20 protein-coding genes are annotated in these 20,660 nt (G+C 66.2%); 13 read left to right on the forward strand and 7 right to left on the reverse strand.

Going from position 1 to position 20,660, the window contains the following annotated elements; all coding sequences use genetic code 11:
• Positions 1 to 38 precede the first annotated feature (38 nt).
• The 7 genes from AC5Y4D_RS16715 to AC5Y4D_RS16745 are packed head-to-tail and all read left to right on the forward strand — an operon-like array spanning position 39 to position 6,780.
• Positions 39 to 1,004, forward strand: coding sequence for an MlaD family protein (locus AC5Y4D_RS16715; RefSeq protein ID WP_500037647.1), 966 nt, complete (start codon positions 39 to 41; stop codon positions 1,002 to 1,004).
• Positions 1,001 to 2,005: an MlaD family protein gene (locus AC5Y4D_RS16720; RefSeq protein ID WP_500037648.1), complete on the forward strand. Its 1,005-nt coding sequence runs from the start codon at positions 1,001 to 1,003 to the stop codon at positions 2,003 to 2,005. The genes AC5Y4D_RS16715 and AC5Y4D_RS16720 overlap by 4 nt, the downstream gene beginning before the upstream one ends.
• On the forward strand, positions 2,002 to 3,015 hold the full coding sequence (locus AC5Y4D_RS16725) for an MlaD family protein (RefSeq protein WP_500037649.1): 1,014 nt from the start codon (positions 2,002 to 2,004) through the stop codon (positions 3,013 to 3,015). Before AC5Y4D_RS16720 ends, AC5Y4D_RS16725 begins: the two co-directional genes overlap by 4 nt.
• 1 nt (position 3,016) lies before the next feature.
• Entirely contained in the window at positions 3,017 to 4,144 is a 1,128-nt protein-coding gene (locus AC5Y4D_RS16730) for an MlaD family protein (protein ID WP_500037650.1), read from the forward strand.
• Positions 4,144 to 5,151 (forward strand): MlaD family protein, encoded by a 1,008-nt coding sequence (locus AC5Y4D_RS16735; RefSeq protein ID WP_500037651.1) that lies wholly within the window; start codon positions 4,144 to 4,146, stop codon positions 5,149 to 5,151. Before AC5Y4D_RS16730 ends, AC5Y4D_RS16735 begins: the two co-directional genes overlap by 1 nt.
• The gene (locus AC5Y4D_RS16740) at positions 5,148 to 6,113 is read left to right on the forward strand and encodes an MlaD family protein (protein WP_500037652.1); all 966 of its coding nucleotides are present in this window, start codon (positions 5,148 to 5,150) and stop codon (positions 6,111 to 6,113) included. The genes AC5Y4D_RS16735 and AC5Y4D_RS16740 overlap by 4 nt, the downstream gene beginning before the upstream one ends.
• 43 nt (positions 6,114 to 6,156) lie before the next feature.
• Entirely contained in the window at positions 6,157 to 6,780 is a 624-nt protein-coding gene (locus AC5Y4D_RS16745) for a hypothetical protein (RefSeq protein ID WP_500037653.1), read from the forward strand.
• Positions 6,781 to 6,860: 80 nt separating this feature from the next.
• On the opposite strand, the gene AC5Y4D_RS16750 is transcribed toward AC5Y4D_RS16745, so the two are convergent.
• Entirely contained in the window at positions 6,861 to 7,322 is a 462-nt protein-coding gene (locus AC5Y4D_RS16750) for a hypothetical protein (protein ID WP_500037654.1), read from the reverse strand.
• Between the two features lie 108 nt (positions 7,323 to 7,430).
• Between AC5Y4D_RS16750 and AC5Y4D_RS16755 the strand changes: the two genes are divergently transcribed.
• Positions 7,431 to 8,267 (forward strand): arylamine N-acetyltransferase family protein, encoded by an 837-nt coding sequence (locus AC5Y4D_RS16755; protein WP_500037655.1) that lies wholly within the window; start codon positions 7,431 to 7,433, stop codon positions 8,265 to 8,267.
• Here the strand turns inward: AC5Y4D_RS16755 and AC5Y4D_RS16760 are convergent.
• Genes AC5Y4D_RS16760 through fadD3 form a run of 5 tightly spaced genes read right to left on the reverse strand, consistent with a single transcriptional unit; the run spans position 8,232 to position 13,945 of the window.
• Positions 8,232 to 9,398, reverse strand: a complete 1,167-nt coding sequence (locus AC5Y4D_RS16760) for a pyridoxal phosphate-dependent aminotransferase (protein ID WP_500037656.1) — start codon at positions 9,396 to 9,398, stop codon at positions 8,232 to 8,234. The genes AC5Y4D_RS16755 and AC5Y4D_RS16760 overlap by 36 nt on opposite strands.
• On the reverse strand, positions 9,395 to 10,351 hold the full coding sequence (gene ipdE2 / locus AC5Y4D_RS16765) for an acyl-CoA dehydrogenase IpdE2 (RefSeq protein WP_500037657.1): 957 nt from the start codon (positions 10,349 to 10,351) through the stop codon (positions 9,395 to 9,397). Before ipdE2 ends, AC5Y4D_RS16760 begins: the two co-directional genes overlap by 4 nt.
• Positions 10,348 to 11,283: an acyl-CoA dehydrogenase family protein gene (locus AC5Y4D_RS16770; RefSeq protein ID WP_500037658.1), complete on the reverse strand. Its 936-nt coding sequence runs from the start codon at positions 11,281 to 11,283 to the stop codon at positions 10,348 to 10,350. The genes ipdE2 and AC5Y4D_RS16770 overlap by 4 nt, the downstream gene beginning before the upstream one ends.
• On the reverse strand, positions 11,283 to 12,416 hold the full coding sequence (locus AC5Y4D_RS16775) for an acyl-CoA dehydrogenase family protein (RefSeq protein ID WP_499943227.1): 1,134 nt from the start codon (positions 12,414 to 12,416) through the stop codon (positions 11,283 to 11,285). The genes AC5Y4D_RS16770 and AC5Y4D_RS16775 overlap by 1 nt, the downstream gene beginning before the upstream one ends.
• Entirely contained in the window at positions 12,416 to 13,945 is a 1,530-nt protein-coding gene (gene fadD3, locus AC5Y4D_RS16780; protein ID WP_500037659.1) for a 3-((3aS,4S,7aS)-7a-methyl-1,5-dioxo-octahydro-1H-inden-4-yl)propanoate--CoA ligase FadD3, read from the reverse strand. Before fadD3 ends, AC5Y4D_RS16775 begins: the two co-directional genes overlap by 1 nt.
• Positions 13,946 to 13,993: 48 nt before the next feature.
• Here fadD3 and ipdE1 point away from each other — a divergent pair, with 48 nt between their 5' ends.
• Both ipdE1 and ipdF read left to right on the forward strand, forming a co-directional pair.
• A complete protein-coding gene (ipdE1, locus tag AC5Y4D_RS16785) occupies positions 13,994 to 15,142 on the forward strand; it encodes an acyl-CoA dehydrogenase IpdE1 (protein WP_500037660.1) in 1,149 nt (382 codons plus the stop codon).
• Positions 15,139 to 15,927 carry a (5R,7aS)-5-hydroxy-7a-methyl-1-oxo-2,3,5,6,7,7a-hexahydro-1H-indene-carboxyl-CoA reductase gene (gene ipdF, locus AC5Y4D_RS16790; protein ID WP_500037661.1) on the forward strand — a complete coding sequence of 263 codons (789 nt, stop codon included), beginning with the start codon at positions 15,139 to 15,141 and terminating at the stop codon, positions 15,925 to 15,927. Before ipdE1 ends, ipdF begins: the two co-directional genes overlap by 4 nt.
• 16 nt (positions 15,928 to 15,943) lie before the next feature.
• Here the strand turns inward: ipdF and AC5Y4D_RS16795 are convergent, their stop codons facing one another.
• Positions 15,944 to 17,650, reverse strand: coding sequence for a PPE family protein (locus tag AC5Y4D_RS16795; protein ID WP_500037662.1), 1,707 nt, complete (start codon positions 17,648 to 17,650; stop codon positions 15,944 to 15,946).
• Between the two features lie 176 nt (positions 17,651 to 17,826).
• Between AC5Y4D_RS16795 and kstR2 the strand changes: the two genes are divergently transcribed.
• The 3 genes from kstR2 to AC5Y4D_RS16810 all read left to right on the forward strand — a co-directional run bounded on the left by kstR2 (position 17,827) and on the right by AC5Y4D_RS16810 (position 20,612).
• The gene (gene kstR2 / locus AC5Y4D_RS16800) at positions 17,827 to 18,429 is read left to right on the forward strand and encodes a TetR family transcriptional regulator KstR2 (protein WP_499943223.1); all 603 of its coding nucleotides are present in this window, start codon (positions 17,827 to 17,829) and stop codon (positions 18,427 to 18,429) included.
• Positions 18,430 to 18,431: 2 nt separating this feature from the next.
• On the forward strand, positions 18,432 to 19,592 hold the full coding sequence (fadA6, locus tag AC5Y4D_RS16805; RefSeq protein ID WP_499943222.1) for a steroid 3-ketoacyl-CoA thiolase FadA6: 1,161 nt from the start codon (positions 18,432 to 18,434) through the stop codon (positions 19,590 to 19,592).
• A gap of 147 nt (positions 19,593 to 19,739) precedes the next feature.
• Complete coding sequence (locus AC5Y4D_RS16810) at positions 19,740 to 20,612, forward strand: DUF559 domain-containing protein (RefSeq protein WP_499943221.1); 873 nt, start codon at positions 19,740 to 19,742, stop codon at positions 20,610 to 20,612.
• Positions 20,613 to 20,660 lie beyond the last annotated feature (48 nt).

Consider the following 20,660-nt stretch of genomic DNA (forward strand, 5'->3'; position numbering starts at 1 on the left):
ACTGTAACAACCCGGGCCTACGGTTGTCGGGTTGACGGATGAGTGGTACGAGAACGCTGCGTATTCGGGGCCTGTTGGTCAGTGTGGTGCTGACCGTGGCGGGGGCCTTGCTGTACCAGACCGCCCGAGGGACCTTCGACGACACATTCGAGTTGACCGTCGTCGCCGACGCGATCGGCGAAGGCATGGCACCGGGGGCCGAGGTCAAGTTCCACGGACTGTCCATCGGTTCGGTCAAGACGCTGGAATCGATCGGCTACAACAGGCAGAAGATGACGGTGGTGCTCGAACCGCGTCAGGCCAGAGCATTGACCACCGACACCAAAGCCAGGTTCACCTCGTCGAACGTATTCGGCACCGCCGCAGTCGAACTCGTCAGCGCGGGTAGCGGGTCGCCGCTGCGGTCCGGCCAGACACTGGTGATGAGCGCCGACGTGCAGGCGGCCTCCATCACCGGGCTGCTGCGCCAGGGCCAGAAGCTGAGCCGAAGCTTCGACACCCCCGATTTCGACCACGTCATCGAGGTGTTGCGCCGCCACGCCGACATCGTCGAGCCGGTGGCCCGGGCCGGTTCCGACCTGGCCAGGATGGTTGCGGACACCGACACAATGCCGGTGGCCCAGTCGCTTTCGGTGTTGGCGACGTTCGTGGGCGGACTGAGCGACGTGCTCCCGGCCGTGGGATCGAGCACCGGGCTGCTCGACGGCCTGAACCCGTTGACGGCGCCCGGCGGCGTGGACCGCACCGACCTGGTGTTCCGCCAGACCGGTCAGCTGCTGGCCGATGTCGGCCAGATCCCGGCCCAGCACCACACCTGGATCGCGCAGTTGGTCAACGCCATCATGAACCTCAGCATCCCCGCTTCGTTCGCCGCCGGCAGCCTCGCCCCCGCCTACGACCGGCTTTCCGGCCTACTCGACCGCGCCGACGGCGCCTTCACCGAGGTGGATGGCCGGTTGCGGCTGCGCACCGAGGTCATTCTGGACGGCGGCACCCGGAGATGAGAGAGCTGTTCCGGCCGCTGTTCTGGCTGACGGTGTTCACCACCGTGGCCACGGTGTGCGCGGTGCTGCTGCTCAGCGCGTTGCGCAGTCCGGTCGACGGCCCGGTGGCGCACTACACGGCCACGTTCACCGACGTGTCCGGACTCGACGTCGGCAACGACGTCCGCATCTCCGGGGTCCAGGTCGGCAAGGTGGCCGGCATCCGACTCGACGGCCGCACCGCCACAGTCGATTTCACCGCACTGGCCGCACACCCCCTGTACCGCAACACCATAGCGGCCGTGCGCTATCAGAACCTGTTGGGCCAGCGCTACGTGGAACTCGTGCAGACCGCGGCCGCGGGTCAACGATTGCCGGCCGGATCCGGCATCCCGGTCGGGCAGACGCTGCCGTCGTTCGACATCACCAAGCTGTTCAACGGATTTCGTCCGGTCTTCCAAACATTGGACGCCGCGCAACTCAACCAGTTCGGCGAGAACCTGCTGCGGCTGATCCAGGGCGAGGAGACCGGAATCGGCCCGCTGCTGCGCGATCTCGACGTCATCACCAAATACGCCGTCAACCGTCAGGCGGTCATCACCGTGCTGCTGCGCAATCTCGGTGAACTCTCCCAGGATCTGGGCGGCAAGTCGCAGCAACTGTTCAACCTCATCGGCGCGCTGAACGACGCCCTGGCGACGTTCACGTCCAAGGCCGAAGAATTCCGGACCTCGATCGACATCGAGCTGCCGATGATGCGCAGCCTCGTCCGGGTACTGCAGACCGCCGAGCAGGGGTTCGACGGGGCGACCTCGCCGCTGTACGGGCTGGCGACGCGACGGTTCCCGCAGACACCGACGGTGATCGCCGGCCTGTCCCTGACTCCCACGTTGATCCAGGGGTTGCGCGACTCCGTGGTCGACGACCAGCGGCCGGCATTCACCTGCTCCAACGGTGAAGTGCACCTTCCCGGAATCGGCGAAGTGTCCTTCGCGCAACAGGGTCTGGTGGTGTGCAGATGACGGCGATCGGGTTCCGCGGCCGCCGCGCGCTCGACGACCGGGGCGAAGCGAGACGGAGCCGGCGACTGGGCATCGTCGGGATGCTGGCGATCGTGGTCGCACTGGTGTGCACCGGCCTGGCCTACGTCAATCCGGCCGGACAGGCCGGTTACACAGCGCATTCGGGCACCTCCGGCGGGCTGCGCAGCGGCGACGAGGTCCGTATCGCCGGCGTGACGGTCGGGAAGGTCACCGGTGTCCGGCTCGACCGGACCCTGGTCGAGATCACTTTCGACGTCAAGCGGTCGGTGCTGGTCGGAACTGATTCCGCGGTGGACATCAGGCTGCTGACGCCGCTGGGCGGCCACTACCTGGCTCTGGACCCGCGGGGCGGTGTTCCGCTGGGCCGCAACGTGATTCCGCCGCAGCGCGTCAAGACGCCGTTCGAAGGCAACGACATCATCCAGTCGGTGACCCCGTTCGTCAGAGAGGTCGACGGCCGGGTCATCCACGACACGTTCACCGAGCTGGCCCACGCCACCAACGAACACCCGAACGCGTTGCGTGAAATCATGCAAGCGGCAAAGGAATTGACCCGCTCGCTCAGCAAGATGAGCGGAGACTTCCACCGCGGTCTGGACTTCGTCGGCGACGCCGCCGGCGCGTTCGCTTCCGGCCGCGGGCAACTGACGTCGTTGCTGGAGCAGTTCGCCCTGGTCGGGCGTCGCTACACAGCCAAATCGGTCGACATCGTCGAGTTCTTCACCCTGCTCGGCGAACTGACCCGCATCGTCGACCGGGTCGTGGTGTTCTACCACCGCGAGTTGGCGCCGTCGGTCAACGGCATCGACGACATCGTGACCGCCTTAGTGGCACACCCCGAACGGGTCGGCAAAGCCGCGGAAGGCCTGAATCAGATCGTCAACGTGCTGCTGCCGATGTTGCAGGGCAAGGGCGTGGTCGTGGATTACGGCAACCGTGCCGGCGCCGTGCCGATCATCTGTCTGCCGAACATGGTGAAGCAGTGCTGATATGAAGAAGTCGATATGGGTCGGTGTGGCGGTGGCCGCCGTCGGTGTCACGGCCGTGACCGGCGCCAAACTGATTACACCGAGACTCGGTGACACCAGGGCGATGTGCGCCGAGTTCGCCGACGCGGTGGGGCTGTACCCGGGCAACAAGGTGCAGTTGCTGGGCATCGAGGTGGGTGCGGTCACGGCGATCGCCAACAAGTCCGATCACGTGCAGGTGGATTTCACCGTGCCCGGGGATCTCGAACTGCCGGCCGACGTCGGGGCACTCACCTATTCGCAGTCGATCGTCGCCGACCGGCACGTCGAACTGACCAAACCCTATGCCGGCGGGCCCAAATTCTCCGGCGCGCACTGCATCAAGCGGGACTCGACCAGGACCCCGATCAGCGTGAGCGAAACCTTCTCTGCGGTAGACAAACTCACCGGCGTCATCTTGGGCTCCGGCCAAGGGCAGGACCCGCAACGGGCACCGGGTGTCCGGGCCATCAACGACAGCCTCGCGGCGTTGAGTCACGCGCTGGAAGGCACCGGGCCCGAAGTCAACCAGACCCTGCGGGATCTGGTCACGTTGGTCGGCGACCCCGGCCACGCCGACGCCGAGTACCGGCAACTGCTGGCCAACAGCGAGATCCTCACTTCCGACCTACTGGCGCACTGGGACACATTCACCGAGGTGATCTCGACGTTGCCGCAGAGCCTGCGGATGATCGAAGGCCTGTCAGCCGGTTTCGGGTCGGCGTTGCACAACCTGGCGCACTCGCTGCCGCTGCTCGTCGACGCGCTGAACCGGTTCGGGCCCCGGGCGTACGACAACATCGGCGGCAAGCTCATCCCCTGGCTCCGAGACGTTCTCACCGCCTACACCCCGCAGATCGTCGGCCTGATCAATGCTCTGCCGCCGGTGACCAACTGGGTCGCGTCCCAGTACCGGCCCGAGTGGGGTAGTCACAACGTCACCTACCTACCACCGCAGCTGTCGGTTTCGCCGTCCCAGGCCGGCGCGATCTGTGCGGTACTGCAACAGCGCGATATTCCCGGCGCGACGGCGGCATGCCGGGATGGTGCGCCATCCGACGCGGTCACGCTGGGACTGACCGATCTGTTGCTCGGGGCGGCGGTGTCATGATGCGGCGCAAGCTTTTCGGCGCACTGCTGGCCGTGCTGGCGATCGGACTGCTAACCGGCTGCTCGCTCGACCCGAGCCGGTTGCCGGTGCCCGGCGCCTACGTCCCGAAGGGCGGATACACCGTCAAGATCGAGTTCTCCAGCGTGCTCAACCTGCCGGCCAGGGCCAAGGCGGATCTGGGCGGCGTTCAGGTGGGCGTGCTGGACCGGGTCCGGCTGGTGGGCAGCACCGCGGTCGCCTACGTCGAGATCGACGCCGACGTCAGGCTGCCGCTAAACACCCACGCCGAACTGCGACAGGCGACGGTGCTGGGCGACATCTACATCGCGTTGCTACCCGCAACGAACCCCGGACCCGGATTCTTGCGCGACGGCGACACGATTCCGTTGCGCGATACCGTTCCGGCCGACAACGTCGAAGACATCCTGCGTTCGGTATCCACACTGGTTTCCGGGGGATCGCTCGGCACGCTGGAAGAGTCGGTGACCAACTTCAACCGGGCGTTCTCCGCAGATCCCGCCGCGCTGGACCGGATGCGCCAGAAGCTTTCCGGTGCATTGCGCGACCTGGCCGCAAACCAGGACACCGTCGACCAGATCCTGGCCCACACCGAGAATGTCAGCACCGAATTACTGGCCGACACCGCAGCGTTCGACCGATTGACCGCGGAAGGCCCGGCCCGGCTCAGGGCGATGGCCGCAGTGCTGCCCAACATCATCGCCCTGCTGGTCTGTGCACAGGACCTCGGCCGCTACGGCGGAGAGTTGTTGGTGCCCAATGCTGCTGACTTCGTGCAGATGTTGTCCTACATCACGCCGACGGTCCGGACCATAGCGTCCGCCGACACCACGCTGCCGGTCATGGCCGACAAGATCGTCGCCCTGGTGCGAGACAAACTGATCCCGTTCTACAGCAACGGCGGCCCGCGGCTCAGCGTCACCGTAAGCCCCGAAACACATGCGGACGCAACAGTTTCGGTGTTACGGACGATGGGGATGCTGCCATGAAATTCAACGCCGCCGTCACCGCGGCGATCCTCGCGGTCGTGGCGCTGCTCACTGCGGGTTACCTGACGTTCGGAGTGCTCGACGTGCATCCCGCGGCGCACCCCACCCGGCTCACACTGTTGCTGGACAACTCCGGGGGCCTGATGCCCACCTCACAGGTGACCATGCGGGGGATCCGGGTGGGCAAAGTGGCGGGAATCCAAACCACCGCCACGGGATTGAAGGTCGCGATCGATCTCGACCGGGACCATCCGATACCCGCCGACAGCGCGATCAGCATCCAGAACCTGTCGCTGGTCGGGGAGCAGTACATAGACTTCAAACCCAAACACATTGCGCCGCCGTACTTCAGCAGCGGCGCCGTGATTCCCGCGGATCGCGTCGCGCCCGCCGTCACGGTGAGCGACCTGCTCAGCAAGGCCAATGCGGTGCTCTCGGCGCTCAACCCGACTTACGTGAACAACATCGTCAGCACCGTCTCGCAAGTCTTCTTCGACAACGATGCCGCACTGGATTCGTTGGCGGCCACGGCGAGTCGGGCGGCCGGCATGGAGCGGGACAACAAGCAGGTCCTGGCGATGCTGATGCGCAATCTGGCGACGTTGACAATCGACATCGCCGCTCAGGACGTCGGCGGCGTGCTGACCGAGAGCGGCAGGATGCTGCCGAGCTCGTTGGCCGCGCTGGCCCGACTGACCCGTGACGTCGACGAGTACGCGCGCACCGGCGACGGGGCCTTCGCGCCCGGCGCACCAGTTACCACCCTGGTCGCCAACCTCAGACAGTACTTCGACATGCTGTCGGGTCCGCTGAGCACCTTCGCGGCGGCATTGGAGCCGGCAACCGCGCCGCTACGCGGATTCAAAGTCGACGCAGGGCATTTCGTCGATATGTGGGAATCAGCCTTCAACGACGCGGGCGCAGTCCGCGTGCAGGTGACCGTACCGGAAGGACACCGATGAGTACTGACACGTTGATCGAGGTGACCGTACCGGAAGGACACCGATGAGTACTGACACGTTGATCGAGGACAGGGTCGACGAGGACGCCGCAGCCGATACGGTCGGCGACAGCGCGGCGCGGCCCAAGAGGTGGCGATGGCTTTATGCCGTCGTCGTCCTGGCGGTGCTCACGGCGGGCTGGGCCGGAATCAACAAGTACCGCAGCGTGTCTGGGGATCTGGCCGGGCTGCGTCAGACCGCGTCCGATCGCGACACCGCGGTCAGAATCGCCAAGGAATACGCGCTGAAGTCGTTGACCTACAGTTTCGAGGATCCCGAGGCGTTCTTCCGCAACGTCGAAGACGGTGTCTCGCAGGCGCTCAAGGACAAGTACGTCAACGCCAGCTCATTGCTCAAGGGCATCATGACGCAGGCGCAGGTCACCTCGTCGGGCGAAGTGTTGGCCACCGACGCGCTCGCGCAGCCCGGCCACGGGTATCAGGTGGTGGTGTCGGCCGCGCAGACCACCCGAAACCTGCAGAACCCCAAGGCGCGGGTGGCGCTGATCCTGCTGCAGATCACCATCGACCGAGTCGGCGACAATTGGCAGGTCTCCGACATCGGCCCCAAGACGGGCAGCCACCCGGACCCCGACCAGCTGGTGCCGCCGCCCGCCGGGGCGCGGTAGCCGGGTCGGAACACGGGGTAACGCTGCTGCGAAAGGAGTTGGAGGGAGTTTCGCAGCAGCGTTACGGGTTCGTGCCGGTCTCAGGTACGCGCTCCGCGGGAGTGGTCGTCGTCGCGGTAGTTCCCTGACTCGGTGCCCCGTCCCCCGTCGGTCACGGTGTCGGCGCCTTCCGCACGGTCCGCGGAATCCACTTTGTCCGTCGGGTGCAGATCTTCGGCACGCTGCCATTGCTCGTCGAGTTTCTCGCGCGAGGTGGCCGCTTCGCTCTGATGCGCTGCGGCGCGGTCCTGCAACCGGGCCGCTTCGGCGGCTTTCGCCTCGGCTTCGGCCTGAGCGGCACGTGCCCTGGCCGCGGTCTCGTCGGCCAGCGCTTCACGGCGTTCGACACGGGCCTGTTCGAGCTTGGCCTGCTCGCGTATCTCTTCGGCCTGTTGAATCCGCTTGCGGCGTTTGCTCCGGTTGGCGAGCATGGCCAGCGCGGCGATCACGGCGAGGACCACCAGCGCGGCGATCACGATCCAGACGACGTTGTCGGTACTCATGATGAGCTCCATCGATTCTTCGGTTTGCGGCTGTGCGGTAGCCGTGTCTGTATCGAGTCCCCACATTCGACAGAGATAAAACAAGCGAGTCGGGTCAGAATGGCTGCTATGGCTCTGGATCTCGGCGCATACTTCGACCGCATCGGCTACCACGGGCCGGTAGAACCGACCCTGGATGTCCTGCAGGCACTGATAACCGCCCACTCTCGGACCATCCCCTTCGAGAACATCGACCCGCTATTGGGCGTGCCCGTCGACGACCTGAGCCCAGAGGGATTGGCCGACAAGCTGATTCACCGACGGCGTGGTGGCTACTGCTACGAACAGAACGGGTTGATGGGTTATGTGCTGGCCGAACTCGGCTTCCAGGTGCGCCGGTTGGCCGGCCGGGTGGTCTGGTCGTTGTCGCCGCAAGCGTCGACACCGGCGGAGACGCACACGGTGCTCGCCGTGACGTTTCCGGGCAGTGCTGGTCCGTATCTGGTCGACGTCGGATTCGGCGGCCAGACACCGACGTCGCCGTTGCGCCTGCAGACCGGCGGCGTGCAGCAGACCGCCCACGAGCGGTATCGCCTGGAGGACCACGGCGACGGGTTGGTCCTGCAAGCCCAGATCCGCGGTGAGTGGCAAGCGCTCTATGAGTTCACCACGGTGACCCGCCCGCAGATCGACCTGACGGTGGGCAGTTGGTATGTCTCGACGCACCCGTCGTCGCACTTCGTCACCGACCTGATGGTGGCACTGGTCACCGAGGACGGGCGGATGAACCTGGCCGGACGCAACCTCGTCATCCACCGCGCCGACGGCAGCGAGAAGGTCGTGCTCAACGACGCGGCCGCGGTGGTCGCCGCCCTCGACGAGCGGTTCGGGATCAACCTGGCTGATGTCGACCGCGCTGCGCTCGAAGCGCTACTGGCGAGGCAGCCAGGCACCGATCCGGCGTAGCGCCTCTTCGATGTCGCCCGTCGGCCCGGCGAACGACAGCCGGACATAGGAGTGGCCGCGCGCGGGGTCGAAGTCGATGCCCGGTGCAATGGCAACGCCGGTGTCGCGCAACAGCTGCGAGCAGAACCCCAGCGAGTCGCTGGTGAAGTCGGAGACGTCGGCGTAGACGTAGAACGCGCCGTCGGTGGGCGCCAGTCGTTCGACGCCGATGCCGCGCAGCCCGTCCAGCAGCAACGCGCGGTTGATCGAATAGTGCTTCAGGTTGGCCTCGGCCTCGGCGGTCGATTCCAGGGTGAACGCCGACACCGCGGCAACCTGCGACAGCACCGGGGGACAGATGGTGAAGTTGCCGGTCAGGCAGTCCACCGCGCGGCGCAACTCGGTGGGCACCACCAGCCAGCCCAGCCGCCAGCCCGTCATCGCGTAGTACTTGGAGAAGCTGTTGACCAGCACCGCGTTTCGCGAGGTCTGCCAGGCGCAGCTGGTCGGCGGCGCTTGGTCGTAGACCAAGCCGTGGTAGACCTCGTCGCTGATCAGCCGCACACCGCTGTCGTCGCACCACTGCGCGATGGCCGCGAGTTCCTCCGGCGGGATGACCGTGCCGGTCGGGTTGGCCGGGCTGGCGACGATGACGCCCTGCACCGGCGGGTCGAGTTCGGCCAGCAGCTGCGCGGTGGGCTGGAACCTGGTCTCCGGGCCGCACGGGATCTCGACCACCTCACATCCCAACGCCGACAGGATGTTCCGGTAACACGGGTAGCCGGGACTGGCCATCGCGACCCGGTCACCCACGTCGAAGCACGCCAGAAATGCCAGCAGAAATCCCCCGGAGGACCCGGTGGTCACGACCACGGCATCGGGTTCGACGGAAATGCCATGCTGGCGTTCATAGTTCGCGGCGATCGCGGCCCGCAGCTCCGGAATGCCCAGTGCCACGGTGTAACCGAGTTCGTTGAGATGCAGCGCCGAAGCGGCGGCGGCGCGCACCGGCTCCGGCGCACCGACGCTCGGCTGGCCCGCCGACAGGTTCACCAGGTCGCCGTGGGTGCGTTGGCGTTCCGCGGCCGCTAGCCAGACATCCATCACATAGAACGGGGGGATGCCTGCGCGCAGTGCGACGTGACCGGTCACGGGGTCGGCAGCACCTCAGCTTCCAGCCGGCGCAGCACGTCTCGGGTGGAGTCGAGCAACTGCGCGCTGCCGTGGGCGCGCTTGAAGTACAGGTGCATGTCGTGTTCCCAGGTGATCGCGATGCCCCCGTGCAGCTGAATAGCCTCGGCCGCAACGACATTCAGCGCTTCGGTGGCGGCCAGTCGCGCAGTGGCGGCATTGACGGGTCCGGGTTGGTCGCACGCGTCGTCGACGACGGCCCGGGCCGCGGCAACTGCGACATACAAATCCGCCATCCGGTGCTTGAGCGCCTGGAAGCTGCCGATGGGGCGGCCGAACTGCACCCGGCTCTTGGCGTACTCGACGGTGAGGTCCAGGCAGCGTTCGGCGGCGCCGATCTGCTCGGCGGCCAACAGAATCGCCGCGAAGTCCGCCAATCCGGGGTCGTCGCCCAACGGTTCGGTGTCCTCGGCGCGGACCCGCGCCAGCCGGCGGGTCAGGTCCATGGCGGCGACGGGCTCGGCGCTGAATCGGGTCCATCTGCTCAGCTGACCGTCGGTGGCAGCCACGACGACGTCGGCGATGTCGCCATTGATCACGTAGTCCGGGTCGAGCACCAGCGCTCCGATCGAGCTGCCTTCGGCCAGAGCCTCCAGTGTGGCGCCGTCGGGTTCGGGTGCGGCCAGCAACGCGAGTTCGGCGAGCGTGGTGCCCAGTAGGGGAGACGGGACCAAACCGCGGCCCAGCTCCCGCAAAACCGTTGCCGCGTCGGCCAGTTCACCGCCGGCTCCGCCGAGCTCCTCGGGTACCACCAGCGCGGCCGCACCGACCTGCTCGCACAGCAGCCGCCACAGCGACTCGTCGTAGCCGCGTTCGGACTCGATCGCCGCACGCACGGCAGCGGGGCCGGCGTGCTTGGTCACCAGCGCTGCCACGCTGTCGCGCAGCATCTCCCGTTCTTCGGTGGACGTCATAGCGCCTCCAGTACTCGTCGCCGATGCTGCTCCGGTGTACCCCAGGCCGAGCGCAGCGCCTGCACCCGCAGCAGCAGCAGCGACAGGTCGTGCTCCTGAGTGAAGCCGATCGCCCCGTGCGTCTGCAACGCAGAACGTGCGGCCAGCAGACCCGCCTCGGCGGCCGCGGCTTTGGCCGCGCTCACATCCCGCGCGTCCAGCGTCAACGCCGCGCCGTACACCAACGGCCGGGCCAGTTCGATCGCGATGTGCACGTCGGCCAGCTTGTGCTTGATCGCCTGGTACGAGCCGATGACCCTGCCGAACTGGGAGCGCTGCTTGGCGTAGTCGACACTGCCGGACAGCAGGGCCTCGGCCGCCCCGACGAGCTGTGCGGCGGTGGCCAGCGCGCCGAACTGGTAGGCGCGCGCGGTGTCGGCCTGCCAGGTGTCCCCGGTTGCCGTCACGTCGAAGAGCCGACGGCTGGGGTCGACGGACTCGCGACGCTCACCCGGGGTTGCCTCGCTGACACCATCCGGACCGGCCAGCAACACCAGTCCGGCGACGTCGGCGTCCAACGCCCGGGGAATGTCCGGCGGTAGCGCGAGGGTGGCGATCAGCTCGCCGGACGCCAGAGCACCGCTACGGTCGTCGTCAGCGAGCAGAACCGGTGCGACGGCGATGGATTCGGTGACCGGGCCGGGCACACACCAGCGACCGAGGCGCTCGAGGGCAACCACCAGATCGACCGGCGAGGCGTCGATGCCGTCGAACTTTTCCGACACCATCAGCGCCGTGACGCCGAGGTCGGCCAGTTGCTCCCACACCTTGCGACCGGGTGCGTTGTCTCCGGCGGCCCAGGCACGAACCGCGCCGGGCAGATCGGCGGCGCCCAGCGCCGCGTCGATACTGGCAGCGAAATCACGCTGCTGTTCGTCTAATGCGAAGTCCATTACCGCTTCTCCCGGGGCAGGCCGAGCAGTCGTTCGGAGATGATGTTGCGCTGAATCTCGTTGGTACCGGCGTAGATCGGTCCGCCCAGCGCGAACAGCAGGCCGTCGGTCCAGGGTCCGGCGAGCTCGCCGTCGGCGCCGCGGATATCCAGCGCGGTCTGGTGCAGTGCCACGTCCAGATCAGACCAGAACACCTTGGTGACCGAGGATTCCGCGCCGAGTTCACCGCCGCCGGCCAGCCGGGTGACGGTGCCGAAGGTCTGCAACCGGTAGGCCTGCGCCTTGATCCAGCCGTCGGCGACCCGGTCGGCGAACTCCGGCGGCGAACCGGCGTCCTTCCAGAGCTGCACCAGCCGCTCGGCGGCGGCCAGGAAACGAGCCGGGCTGCGCAGGGACATGCCGCGCTCGTTGCTTGAGGTGCTCATCGCCGCGCGCCACCCGTCGTTCGGGGCGCCGATCACGTCCTGGTCGGGAACGAAGACGTCGTCGAGGAAGATCTCGCCGAATCCGGTGTCACCGCCGAGCTGGACGATCGGGCGCACCGTGACACCCTTGGCTTTCAGGTCGAACATGAAGTAGGTCAAGCCTTGGTGGCGTTGGGATCCGGGGTCGGAGCGAAACAACCCGAAACCCATTTCGGCGAACGGCGCCCTCGAACTCCATATCTTCTGGCCGTTGAGCAGCCAGCCGCCGTCGGTCTGAGTCGCGGTGGAGCGCAGCGACGCCAGGTCGCTGCCGGACTCCGGTTCCGACCAGGCCTGGGCCCAGATCTGTTCACCGCTGGCCATTTTCGGCAGGATACGGTCCAGCTGCTCCTCGGTACCGTGCGAGAACAGGGTGGGGGCCAGCATCGAGGTGCCGTTGGCGCTGGCCCGACCGGGCGCCCCGGCCCGGAAGTATTCCTCCTCGTAGACCACCCAGTGCAGCAGCGGAGCATCCCGGCCGCCGTACTTCTCCGGCCAGGTGATCACCGACAGACCGGCGTCGAACAGGACCTTGTCCCAGTCACGGTGCTGGGCAAAGCCTTCGGCGTTGTCGTAGGACTTCGTCGGGATCGTGCCCCGGTTGGCTTCGAGGAACTCGCGCACCTCGGACTGGAAGGCCAACGTCTCTTCGTCGAAATGTAGATCCATCAAGCCAACTCTCGCAGTTGTGGTTTGACCACCTTGCCGCCGGGATTGCGCGGCAACGCGTCGACGAACCGCACCGAACGGGGTGCTTTGAAGTTCGCCAAATGCTCACGGGTGTAAGCGATTACCGATTCCTCGTCCAACTCGGCACCGGGCCGGGTGACGACGAACGCGCGGCCCACCTCGCCCAGCCGCTGGTCGGGGACTCCGATCACCGCGGCATCGGCGATTCCGTTCATCCGGGCCAGCACCTGCTCGATTTCGGCGGGGTAGACGTTGAAGCCGCCGCAGATGTACATGTCCTTGAGCCGGTCGGTGATCCGCAGGTTGCCTGCGGCGTCGACGGTGCCGATGTCGCCGGTGTGCAACCATCCGTCGGTGTCGATCGCGGCGGCGGTCGCCTGCGGGTCGTCGAGATAGCCCAACATGACGTTGGGTCCGCGCAGCAGCACCTCACCGTCATCCCCGATGCGCAGTTCGAAGTCGGCGAACGGGCGTCCGCAGGTGGTCGCGACCGTCACCGCGTCGTCTTCGGGCCGGCACGCCGTTCCCATCCCGTTGGCCTCGGTCAGGCCGTAGGCGGTCAGCACGATGTCGATGTCGAGTTCGGACTGCATGCGCTCCACCAGGACCACCGGCACGGTGGCCGCGCCGGTCACCGCGAACCGCAGCGAGCTCAGGTCGTAGTCGCCGCGCGCCGGGTGGTCGAGCAAGGTCTGATAGATGGTTGGCGGCCCGGGCAGCACGGTGATGCGGTGCTGCTCGATGGCCTGCAGCGTGCGCAGCGGGTCGAAGGTCAGGTGCGGGATCAGCGTCGCACCGGTCTGCAGGCAGGCCAGGATGCCGGCCTTGTATCCGAAGTTGTGGAAGAACGGGTTGATGCACAGGTAGCGGTCGTCGCTGGTGATCTTGCCGTTGGCGGCCCAGGCCGCCGACGCGGCCAGCGACTGCCGGTGCGCGCACAGCACGCCTTTGCTGCGGCCGGTGGTGCCGGAGGTGAACAGGATGTCGCTGACGTCGTCGGGGGTGACCGCGGCGGCACGCGCGCGCACGGTCTGGGCGGCCGCGGGATCGTCGCCTCGGGCGATGAACTCGTCCCAGTTCCCGTCGCGTTCGTCGATGCCGATCCGCACGATGTGCCGCAGCGCGGGCAGGGCGGCGCGGTCCAGGTCGGCGGTCCGGTCGGCGCCCAGGAAGCGGCCCGCGGCGAACAGCACCGGGGCATCGGTGCGCGCGATGATGTCCGCGGCTTCGGCTGCGGTATAGCGCGTGTTCAGCGGCACCATGGCCGCGCCGACGTGGTGGATGGCCAGGCACGCGACCACCCAGTGCCAGGTGTTCGGCGACCAGATGGCGACCCGCTGTTGCGGTTCGACGCCGAGGCTGACCAGTGCGGCGGCGGCGCGGTGCACCTCGTCGCGCAGGGTGGCGGCGGTGAAGCTGCGCTCCTCGGTGATCAGGGCGGCGTGATCGGGGTGGCGGCGCGCGAATTGATCCAGCGCCGCGGGAACGGTGCGGGGATCGGTGGTCACGGGGATACTCCTAACAAAGCAAGTGCTTGGTAGGTTAGCCTACAGGTCATGCAGGACGTCGAAGAGTTCCGGGCAGAGGTCCGTCAGTGGCTCGCCGACAATCTGGTCGGCGACTTCGCAGCACTCAAGGGTCTGGGCGGGCCCGGACGCGAGCACGAAGCGTTCGAAGAACGCCGGGCCTGGAACCAGCACCTCGCCAAAGCCGGGCTGACCTGTCTGGGCTGGCCGGTCGAACACGGCGGACGCGGACTTTCCACCGCGCACCGGGTGGCGTTCTACGAGGAATACGCGCTGGCCGACGCCCCGGACAAGGTCAACCACTTCGGCGAGGAGCTACTCGGGCCGACGCTGATCGCTTACGGGACGCCCGAGCAGCAGCAGCGTTTCCTGCCGCGCATCCTCGACGTCACCGAGCTGTGGTGCCAGGGATATTCCGAACCCGGCGCCGGCAGCGACCTCGCCAACGTCTCCACCACCGCCGAGCTGGATGGCGACGAATGGGTAATCAACGGGCAGAAGGTGTGGACGTCGCTGGCGCATTTGTCGCAGTGGTGCTTCGTCGTCGCGCGCACCGAGAAGGGTTCCAAGCGGCACGCCGGATTGTCGTATCTGCTGGTGCCACTGGACCAACCCGGTGTCGAGGTGCGCCCGATCGTCCAGATCACCGGCACCGCGGAGTTCAACGAGGTGTTCTTCGACGACGCCCGTACCGAAGCCTCGCTGGTGGTCGGCCAGCCCGGCGACGGTTGGCGGGTGGCGATGGGAACGCTGACCTTCGAGCGGGGTGTTTCCACGCTGGGGCAGCAGATCGTCTATGCCCGTGAGCTTTCCAACTTGGCCGACCTCGCCCGGCGCACCGGCGCGGCCGAAGACCCGGCCATTCGGGAACGGCTGACCCGAGCGTGGACCGGGTTGCGGGCGATGCGTTCGTATGCGTTGGCGACGATGGATGTCGAGCAGCCGGGCCAGGACAACGTGTCGAAGTTGTTGTGGGCCAACTGGCATCGCAGCCTGGGCGAGCTGGCGATGGATGTGCTGGGCAAGCCGGGACTGACGCTGACCGACGGCGATTTCGACGAATGGCAGCGGTTGTTCCTGTTCACCCGCGCCGACACCATCTACGGCGGATCGAATGAGATCCAGCGCAACATCATCGCCGAGCGGGTGCTCGGCCTGCCTCGGGAGGTCAAGGGATGAGCTTGTCGGAAGCGCCGAAAGAGATTGCCGGACACGGTCTTCTGGACGGCAAGGTGGTGGTGGTGACGGCGGCGGCCGGCACCGGCATCGGTTCGTCCACCGCTCGCAGGGCCCTGGCCGAGGGTGCCGATGTGCTGATGTCCGACCACCACGAACGACGGTTGGGCGAGACGGCTGCGGAGTTGGCGGCGCTCGGACAGGGCCGGGTGGAGAGCGTGGTGTGTGACGTAACTTCCACCGCGCAGGTCGACGCGCTGATATCCACCGCCACAGCACGATTCGGCCGGTTGGACGTGCTGGTCAACAACGCGGGCCTGGGCGGTCAGACGCCGGTTGCCGACATGACCGACGAAGAGTGGGACCGGGTCCTGGACGTGTCGTTGACGTCGGTGTTCCGCGCCACCCGGGCCGCGCTGCGGTACTTCCGGGACGCCCCGCACGGCGGGGTGATCGTCAACAATGCCAGCGTCCTGGGCTGGCGGGCCCAGCACTCGCAGTCGCACTACGCCGCAGCCAAGGCCGGCGTGATGGCGTTGACCCGTTGCAGCGCAATCGAAGCCGCGGAATACGGAGTGCGGATCAACGCTGTGTCACCCAGCATCGCGCGGCACAAATTCCTGGACAAGACGTCGTCTTCGGAGTTGCTGGACCGGCTATCGGCCGGGGAGGCGTTCGGGCGGGCCGCCGAACCGTGGGAGGTGGCGGCCACCATCGCGTTCCTGGCCAGTGACTACTCCAGTTACCTGACCGGTGAAGTGATTTCGGTGTCCAGCCAGCACCCGTAGAGTACTGCGGTGCGTATCACGTCAATTCTTGCAGCAACCGGGCGATGCTGAACAAGCCGGACAATCCGGTGCCGTAGTTCAGTACACCTGAGCTGAGACCGGTGAGACCGGGCGACAAACTAACCGGGACGCCAATGTTGAAAAAGCCTGACTGGAATCCGGATAAATCGACCGGACTGCTGGCACCGCTAGACGAATTGAAGAAACCCGACGTGTAGCCGTTGAGTCCGCTCCCCTCGGTTGGATTGTTGAAGAAGCCTGACGTTATCAAACCGCTATTCCCGAAGCCGGAGCTGGTGGCACCGCTGTCCGTGGTGAATCCGAATCCGGTGTTGAAATTGCCCGAATTGAAGAACCCGGTGTTGCCGATACCGGAATTCCCGTCAAAAGTGTTCCAGCTCCCAGAATTGTTCATACCCGTGTTGGTGGTGCCGCTATTGAAAAATCCGGTGTTGGTGTCGCCGTTATTTCCGATACCGGTGTTCAGTCCGCCCGTGTTACCAAAGCCGAAGTTATTATTGCCGCTGTTGCCCACGCCCATGTTGCCAATACCTGAGTTTCCGACCCCGAGAGTTTGGATTCTACCGAGATCAGCAGGTGACACATTGGCGCCCGAGTTGAAGAGGCCGACGTTACCGTCGCCCGAGTTGAAGAATCCGATGTTGCCCGTGCCGGAGTTGCCAAAGCCTATGTTGCCGGCGCCCGAGTTCAGGCCGTCGAAGTGGAATTGGCCGGCCACGGTGTCGTAGTAAGCGCCGCCCACACCGACCAAATTGTTACCGGTGAGGCCCAAGCCGATGTTGTTGTTACCGGTGTTACCGGCACCATAATTCGCGTTGCCGCTGTTGGCGATGCCGACGTTGTTATTGCCGGCATTGCCCAAGCCGACATTGTTAAACCCCGGGATCTGCGAGATGCCATTATTGCCGAGACCGCTGTTGCCCAGACCGATGTTGCCGTCGCCGCGGTTGCCGACGCCGAAGTTGCCGTTGCCCCAGTTGCCGCTGCCGAAGTTGCTGTTGCCGAGGTTGCCGCCACCGACGTTGCCGTTGCCGAGGTTGCCATCGCCGATATTGCCGCCACCGGTGCCGCTGTTGTTGCCGTTGCCGATGTTGCCGCCGCCGGTATTGCCGACGCCGAAATTGGGATCTCCCGGGGCTGCCGCGCCGACACCCTGGATCAGCTGACCGATCCCGGGCAGGCCCTGCAATGTTTGTTGCCAAGACGACAACTGTGCGGCTGCCGCCGAGGCTCCGGAGTGATATCCGACCAGCGCCTCGACGTCGGCGGCCCAGAACTCGTTGTACAAACCTTCCAGCGAAGCCAGCACGTGGGTGTTCAATCCGAAGATGTTGGTGCGCGCGGCCTGCAGGAAGGCATTGCGGTTGGCGAAGATTGCGGCCGGATTGATTGTGGCCTCGCGGGCTGCCTCGAAGGCGGCGGCCACTGCTCTGGCCCCACCGGAGGCGCTATGAGCGCGGGCGGAGGCGGCCTGGAGGAACGCGGAATACGGGGCCGCTGCGGTGGCCATTGCCCTTGCGGCCGGACCCTGCCAGAACTGGCCGGCTAGGTCTTCGGTCACCGAAGAAAACGATTGCGCCGCCGCCGCCAATTCCTCGCCCAGCCCCGACCAAGAAGCCGCGGCGGCAAGCATGGGCTCCGAACCCGCGCCCGCGAACATCCGCAACGAGTTGATTTCCGGGGGAAGAGTGAAAAAGCTCATGGTGTTAGACCCTCCATCTGCACCAATGCCCGCGAACCTGCGGACTCATGGGGTGGACGCTACGACTAGGATCGGCCCGCGGTGGGGCGTTTCGATGAATTGGATCGGTGACAATCAGCGAGTCGCCCCATCAGCCCACCTTGGCCGAGCAAGCGCTTGGTTGATACCCTGATGCAGTGGACCGAGTGACCGGTCAGGCAAACAGCCGCCGAGACGAGTTGTTGGAACTCGCCGCGGTGATGTTCGCCGAGCGCGGGTTGCGCGCCACGACGGTACGTGACATCGCCGACGGCGCCGGCATCCTGTCGGGCAGCCTGTACCACCACTTCGCGTCCAAAGAGGAGATGGTCGACGAGTTGCTGCGCGGGTTCCTGGACTGGCTCTTCAGCCGCTACCGCGAGATCGTCGACAGTCAAACCAATCCGCTGGAACGGCTCAAGGGCCTGTTCATGACGTCATTCGAGGCCATTGAGCACCGGCACGCGCAAGTCGTCATCTATCAGGATGAGGCGCAACGACTTTCGTCGCAGCCGCGGTTCTCCTACATCGAAGACCTGAACAAGCAGCAGCGGAAAATGTGGGTCGACGTCCTGCACCAGGGCATCGAGGAGGGCTACTTCCGGCCCGATCTGGACGTCGACCTGGTCTACCGCTTCATCCGGGACACCACGTGGGTGTCGGTGCGCTGGTATCAACCCGGCGGACCGCTCACCGCGCACGAGGTCGGTCAGAAATACCTCGCCATCGTGCTGGGCGGGATCGCAAAAGAAGGAGTCTGAAAATGCCGGAAGCGTACGTCATCGACGCTGTGCGGACCGCGGTTGGCAAGCGCGGCGGCGCGCTGGCCGGGGTACATCCCGTCGACCTGGGCGCGCTGGGCTGGCGCGGGTTGTTCGACCGCAACGACGTCGACCCGGGTGCGGTCGACGACGTGATCGCCGGCTGCGTCGACGCCATCGGCGGCCAAGCCGGCAACATCGCCCGGCTGTCGTGGCTGGCCGCCGGCTACCCCGAAGAGGTGCCCGGCGTCACCGTCGACCGGCAGTGCGGCTCCAGCCAACAAGCGGTTTCGTTTGGCGCACAGGCGATCTTGTCGGGAACCGCCGACCTGATTGTGGCCGGCGGCATGCAGAACATGAGTCAGATTCCGATCTCGTCGGCGATGACCGTCGGCGAGCAGTTCGGCTTCACCTCGCCGACCAGCGAATCCAAGCAGTGGCTCCACCGCTACGGCGACCAGGAGATCTCGCAGTTCCGCGGCTCGGAGCTGATCGCCGAGAAGTGGAACCTGTCGCGCGAAGAGATGGAACGCTACTCGCTGACCAGCCATGAGCGCGCCTTCGCCGCCATCCGCGGCGGCAACTTCGACAACGAAATCCTCACCGTGGAAACCGAAACCGGGCCGTTCCGGGTCGATGAGGGGCCGCGCGAATCGTCCCTGGAGAAGATGGCCGGCCTCAAGCCCCTGGTCGAAGGTGGCCGGTTGACGGCGGCGATGGCCAGCCAGATCTCCGACGGAGCGTCGGCGGTGTTGCTGGCCTCCGAGCAGGCGGTCAAGGATCACGGACTGACCCCCCGGGCCCGCATCCATCACATCAGTGCCCGGGCCGCCGACCCGGTGTTCATGCTGACCGGTCCCATTCCGGCCACCCGCTACGCGCTGGAGAAGACCGGCCTGTCCATTGACGACATCGACACCGTGGAGATCAACGAGGCATTCGCACCGGTAGTTCTGGCCTGGCTCAAGGAGATCAAGGCCGACCCGGAGAAGGTCAACCCGTCCGGCGGCGCTATCGCGCTCGGGCATCCGCTGGGCGCCACCGGAGCCAAACTGTTCACCACGATGCTGAACACGTTGGAGCGCACCGGGGGTCGCTATGGTCTGCAGACCATGTGCGAGGGTGGCGGCACCGCCAACGTCACCATCATCGAACGGCTCTGACCCCTCACCGCCGAGCGTGAATCTCCCGACGTCCACGCGGCGTGTCGGGTCGTAAACTTCACACTCGGGCGGGCCCCGCCGGGCGGCGGTTTAGGGGCTGTGGATCAGTGGTGACGAGCCGCCGCACATTGTTGGCAGCATGCCCGCATGGACTGGCCGTTTCTTGGCGCCGAAGCACTGGCCTGCGGGGTGATTCCAGAGCGGGCAATGCGACTGCTCTACGAACCCGTCTATCCCGGGGTGTACAGCCCGGCGGGTATCGAACTGACGGCGGTTCAGCGTGCCGAGGCGGCTTGGCTATGGTCGCGCCGGCGTGCGGTCGTTGCCGGCAACTCGGCGGCGGCACTGCTCGGTACGAAGTGGGTCAGCTCGAAGCTTGATGCGGAATTGGTCCACGACAACCGAAAACCACCGGCCCGCATCACTGTTCATTCGGACAGGTTGGCGCTCCACGAGACGATGACCAGGGCGGGGATTCCGGTGACCAGCCCGGCGCGCACCGCCTTCGATATCGGACGACGAACCACCGTCCGGTTACACGCCGTCCAGCGACTCGACGCGTTGGCGAACGCGACCGACGTCAAGATCGCCGACATCGAAGCCGTGATCTCCGAACATCGCGGTGTGCGCGGGCTGACCAGGCTGCGACGGGTGTTGCCGCTTGTCGACGGGGGTGCGGAATCGCCCCAGGAGACGCGGCTCCGATTGGTGTTAATCGATGCGGGCCTGCCGAAACCGCAGACGCAGATCAGGGTTTACGACGAATACGGGGATTTCGTCGCCCGCGTCGATATGGGCTATCGGGAGTTTCGGGTCGCCGTTGAATACGACGGGCCGCAACACTGGACGGAGCCCGACCAGCAGGCCCGCGATATCGAGCGGCAAGTCGCGTTGACGGAGCTCGGGTGGACAGTCATCAGGGTCAGTCGTGATCTCCTGCGTTACCGGCAGGGCACCATCATCTCCCGCGTCTACCGGGCGATGCACGCCGCCGGATGGCAGGCATCACAACGAGTGTGAACGGCGCGACACCGAATCGGCGTGTCGCGTCGTGTAATTCACGTTCGG

It is taken from the genome of Mycobacterium sp. NGS67, from assembly GCF_059812185.1.